The sequence below is a fragment of the Lentiprolixibacter sp. genome, from assembly GCF_982873095.1.
On the sequence record NZ_CEYNTP010000208.1, the window covers coordinates 1 to 5,082 of the forward strand.

At 48.3% G+C, this 5,082-nt stretch carries 3 protein-coding genes; 1 reads left to right on the forward strand and 2 read right to left on the reverse strand.

Annotation, left to right across the window (positions count from 1 at the left end; all coding sequences use genetic code 11):
* Both AC4E7D_RS11475 and AC4E7D_RS11480 read right to left on the reverse strand, forming a co-directional pair.
* A partial coding sequence (locus AC4E7D_RS11475) for a protease-associated domain-containing protein (protein WP_490173931.1) occupies positions 1–966 on the reverse strand: 966 nt, incomplete at its 3' end.
* A gap of 111 nt (positions 967–1,077) precedes the next feature.
* On the reverse strand, positions 1,078–2,319 hold the full coding sequence (locus tag AC4E7D_RS11480) for an L-lactate MFS transporter (protein ID WP_490173932.1): 1,242 nt from the start codon (positions 2,317–2,319) through the stop codon (positions 1,078–1,080).
* 417 nt (positions 2,320–2,736) lie between these two features.
* Between AC4E7D_RS11480 and AC4E7D_RS11485 the strand changes: the two genes are divergently transcribed.
* Positions 2,737–5,082 (forward strand): WD40/YVTN/BNR-like repeat-containing protein (locus tag AC4E7D_RS11485; protein WP_490173933.1); only part of this gene is annotated, 2,346 nt, incomplete at its 3' end.

Sequence of the window (5,082 nt, forward strand, 5' to 3'; positions counted from 1 at the left end):
TCCGTTATTGATTTGCCCGTCCGCAGTCACGCCAATATGGTCAAGGTGCGAAGAGATGACCACATACTCCTCCGGAAAGCTAGTCCCCTTCATTACGGCAACGACGTTTTCCGATTCCACGGCCTCATTAGCGCTCTGCAATTTTATAGCGAGGGATTTTGCAATGGTTTGGGCAGATGTGATCCCCTGAAGATCCGGCAGGAGGGCATCGGCCAGTTCCTGACCTACCAAAACCACGGTAGGAATATCCTCAGGTTGTTTCAGGGATAATCTACCGCTATTATTGCGCTCCATATACTGGTAATATCCGTTATAGCGGCCGTAGTTCACAGGATCAAAATACAGGATGCCTTTGGCCCCCTTTTCCTGGGCCACTTCGGTGCGTTTCCCTACCGCTTCAGACATATTGCTCCAGGCAGAGGCCTCTGTAGAACCAGAAATCACATAAGAACCATCCTGGTTTTGGGGCTCCCCGAATTTCATCAATACCAGTTTGCCTGAGACATCGAGACCCTCGTAATCCGAATAGGTCTCTGTTTCAATGCCATAGCCCACATAAATTACTTCATTAAAGGTCCCCATCAGGGAAGAAAACGCAAGCAGGTCTTTTCCTATCTGGAATTCCTGATCCCCGATGCTTATAGAACCGGTTGGGAGTTTAGACATTTCCAGGGGTACTTTCTGGAAATATTCCCCATTGGGTTGCGCAGCTGGAATATCGAGTCCCTCATAATGGGCTTTTATGTATTCTACCGCCTTTTTTTGACCCGCTTTACCTGTTTCCCGCCCTTCAAATTCGTCGGAGGCATAGGTATACAGGTGCTCTTTAAGCTCTTCTTCCGTTATGGACTTGGCATAATAGATAGCCGCTTGTTCTGCGTCCTTTACTTCTGCCGTATCTGCGGATTTTTGCGTGGCGTTGCAGGCCCATGCTAGGGCGAGGAACATCCAGATGAATTTCTTCATGATCATGATCGAATTAAAAAATCGATCAAAAATAGGGAAAAGAACCGGAATATTTACTTACATACTTCGGTCAGTATAATTACCTGCGATCGGGGCTGTGCAATGAAAAACTTAAACCTTCTTTACATGTTTTACAAAATACATCAGCAGGGTACTCAGTAATACCAAAACACCTGAAATCGTAAAGGCCGCTGGGAAATTACCAAGGTCACCGAGGTAGCCGCCCAGGATGGGCCCGAAAATTCCACCAAAGCCATATGCGAGGAACACATAGGGGTAATTTTGCCCCACATTTTTGGCCCCGAATACATCCGCTGTAGTCGCTGGGAATAGGGCAAAGAGCCCACCGTAATTAAAGCCAATCAATGTGGCTGCCAGGTAAAGCAGTAGCTCTGTGCCCGCCATATAGGTGAACAGGATGACAAACACTCCCTGCGTAAAGGTCAGGATGATGAGCGACTTTCTCCTGCCCAGGGCGTCGCTGATTACCCCCCAAAGGATCCTTCCCAAACCATTGGCCAGGCTGAAGAATATGGCGATGGCACTACCAGCAATGGCACTGGCCCTGAGCTCCGAAAAGCCATTTTCCATAAGTGCCTCCATGGGGTATAGTTTCATTAGACCGATAGACATCAGTCCGGCCCCTGCACTAAACGCAAAGGTCAGGAAGATCATATAGAACTGCGGGGTGCGCAGCATTTCCCTGGGGCTCATCTCTACGGCTTCCGAAGCCGTGGTTTGACCCGGGACTTTCTTGATACCACCTTCGGGTTCCCAGCCGTCTGGTGGGTTCTTCATCCAGATGCTTCCCACCAGGATCATCAGCAGGAAGAGCACCCCGTAAACCATAAAAGTGTTGGCGATGCCTATCGAGGTGAGCAGGTCCCCCCAGGATCCGGCGATTTTAACCCAGAACAGGGCCCCGAAACCGAATCCGGCTACGGCGATCCCCGTGATCATGCCCTTGCGGTTCGGAAACCATTGAATCCCTACAGCTATAGGTACCACATAGGCCAGTCCGATCCCGATACCTCCTATTACCCCAATACTTATCAGCAGGGTGATGAAGTCTGTAGCCCCAAACAGTCCGGCAGCCAGGTAGCCCAGTCCAAGGATAATACCCCCGAGTACCGAAAGCTTCTGGGGTCCCCAGCTTTTCATTTTCTTTCCTGCGAATATCATGGAAAGGGCAAACATGGCCAGTCCAACCGCAAATACGATCTGCGTTTCGGTCTTGCTCCAGTTAGCATCTTTTAGCACGGGAGTAAATACGGGCCAGGCATAGATAGCACCGAGTGCCAATTGAATAAGCGTTGCGCCCAGGATAACGAAGTTTCTGTTCTTTGTTGCCATATTAAAAGGGAATAGGAGAAGTTAGTATTGGATTAGGACCACAGATGTTAAGTAGTTCGCTTTTGTAATCTTTCGCTTGATCCATGGTGGCTATTCGCGTTCTTTTCGGTAAACAAAGGTCGAACAGCCCTATGGCCGTGCCTATGATATAAGTCATAAAATGTTTGGTTCCTAGTTGTTCGTAAACGAGTTAATAGTGAAGGATGAAACATTAAAACATATCCCAAAAGACTTTACTCGTGCATCCCAGGGGGAAGGTCCAGTATGAACAACCGACTCCTACGCTGCATTTTTAAGACGATGCGATAAGTCAAAAAGCTAAATCTGACATACAGATTTTATTTTTTCAGGGGCATTGGAAAGGGAATAATCGATAACTTACCAGGAAAATCAATTTACCAATCTTTCTTTATAAAAATGAGAAATATAATTCTGCTATTACTTGTGTTCTGCACCCTTACGCTGACAGCACAGCGCAAAAAACAATCAACTTCAAAAACCACCTCATCGGCCCTGGAGGAGGCCAATCTTTCCGGCTTGAAATTCAGGAGTCTGGGGCCTGCACTTACTTCTGGGCGCATTTCAGACCTGGCGGTCAACCCTGACGATTTCAATGAGTATTACGTCGCCACTTCTTCAGGAGGTGTCTGGAAAACCATCAATGCCGGTAATACCTTCCAGCCTATTTTCGATGCACAGGGAAGCTATTCCATTGGTTGCATCACCCTGGACCCCAACAATGCCAACATCGTTTGGGTGGGCACGGGAGAGAACAACAACCAGCGCAGTGTTGCCTACGGGGATGGCGTTTACAAGTCGCTTGATGGGGGCAAAAGCTGGGAGCATATGGGATTGAAGAATTCCGAACATATTGGGAAGATCATTGTCCATCCGGATAACTCCAATGTAGTATATGTAGCGGCCATTGGTCCGCTTTGGAGTGCTGGAGGCGACAGGGGCCTGTACAAATCAGAAGATGGCGGAAAAACCTGGAAGGCCCTACTTACAGTTGACGAGCATACCGGAGTTAATGATGTGGTGATGGATCCCCGGGATCCTGATGTACTGTATGCCTCTACCTTCCAGAGAAGGCGTCATGTTTTTACCTATATCGGCGGCGGGCCAGGTTCAGGTTTACATAAGTCTGAGGATGGCGGAAATACCTGGAAGGAAATCAATAAAGGCCTGCCTTCAACCATGCTGGGTAGAATAGGCCTGGCGATTTCCCCTGCCAACCCGGAATACATTTATGCAATCGTGGAAGCTGCAGAGGGGAAGGGCGGTTTCTTTATTTCCACCAACCGGGGTGCTTCCTGGGAGAAGAGAAGCGGTTACGCCACCAGTGGCAATTATTACCAGGAGATCATCGCCGATCCGGTAGATCCGGACCGTGTTTACGCCATGAACAACTGGATGCGGGTTACCAGTGACGGCGGAAGAACTTTTGACTATGTGGGAGAAGACTACAAGCATATTGACAACCATGTGATCTGGATCAACCCCAATAACAATAAGCATTTACTTTCGGGTAATGATGGTGGGGTGTATGAATCCTGGGACGCCGGCAAGCACTGGTCGTTCAAACCCAACTTACCCGTTACCCAGTTTTATAAGGTGGCTGTGGACAATGCCCAACCCTTCTACAATATTTATGGTGGTACACAGGACAATTTCAGCCTGGGGGGACCTTCGAGGACGGTCAGTGATAACGGACCCAACAACTTCGACTGGTTTATTACCCATGGAGGTGACGGGTTTGAGTCCCAGGTAGATCCTGAAAACCCTAACATTATCTACGCGCAGTCACAGTATGGTGTCCTGGTGCGCTACGATAAAATGAGCGGGGAAGAAAAGGGTATCCAGCCGAAAGAAAGAAAAGGGGAGAACAGCTATCGCTGGAATTGGGACGCCCCTCTGGCGGTAAGTCGGCATAGATCTGGCCGGGTCTATTTTGCCGCTAACAAACTGTTTAAAAGTGATGACCGGGGCAACAGCTGGGATGTTATCAGCGATGACCTCACACGTAAACTGGACCGCAATAAACTTCCCGTAATGGGCAGAATCTGGGGCATTGATGCTGTGATGAAGAACCAGTCTACCTCGCCTTACGGCACCATCGTGGCTTTTTCTGAATCACCTAAAAATGAAAACTTGCTCTATGTGGGCACGGATGACGGTTTGATTCAGATTACGGAAGACGGTGGCAGCAACTGGCGAAGAGCAGAGCGCTTTGCCGGTGTTCCTGAGCGCACCTATGTAAACGCCGTTTTCGCTTCCAAACACGATGAAAATGTGGTCTATGCCTGCTTTAACAACCATAAAAACGGGGATTTTAAACCCTATGTTTACATAAGTAGAGACAAGGGAGCCACCTGGAGGAACATAAGCAGCAACCTACCTGAAAGAGGGTCCGCTTATGCCATTGAGGAAGACCATGTGGATCCCAACCTTTTATTTGTGGGAACTGAATTTGGAGTCTTCTTTTCGGACAACCAGGGAGGGGAATGGAAACAATTAAAAGGCGGCTTGCCTACCATTGCCGTGCGCGACATTGCCATTCAGGAAGATCATAATGATTTGGTATTAGGTACGTTCGGAAGGGGATTCTATGTGCTGGACGATTACTCCAGTTTGAGGGGGATAAGCCAAAAATTAGAAGAGGAAGCCATATTATTTAGCGTACGGGATGCGCTGCAATTTGAAATGGCTTATCCGCTGGGCTTACCTGATAAGGCATTTATGGGCGACAATTTTTACATAGGT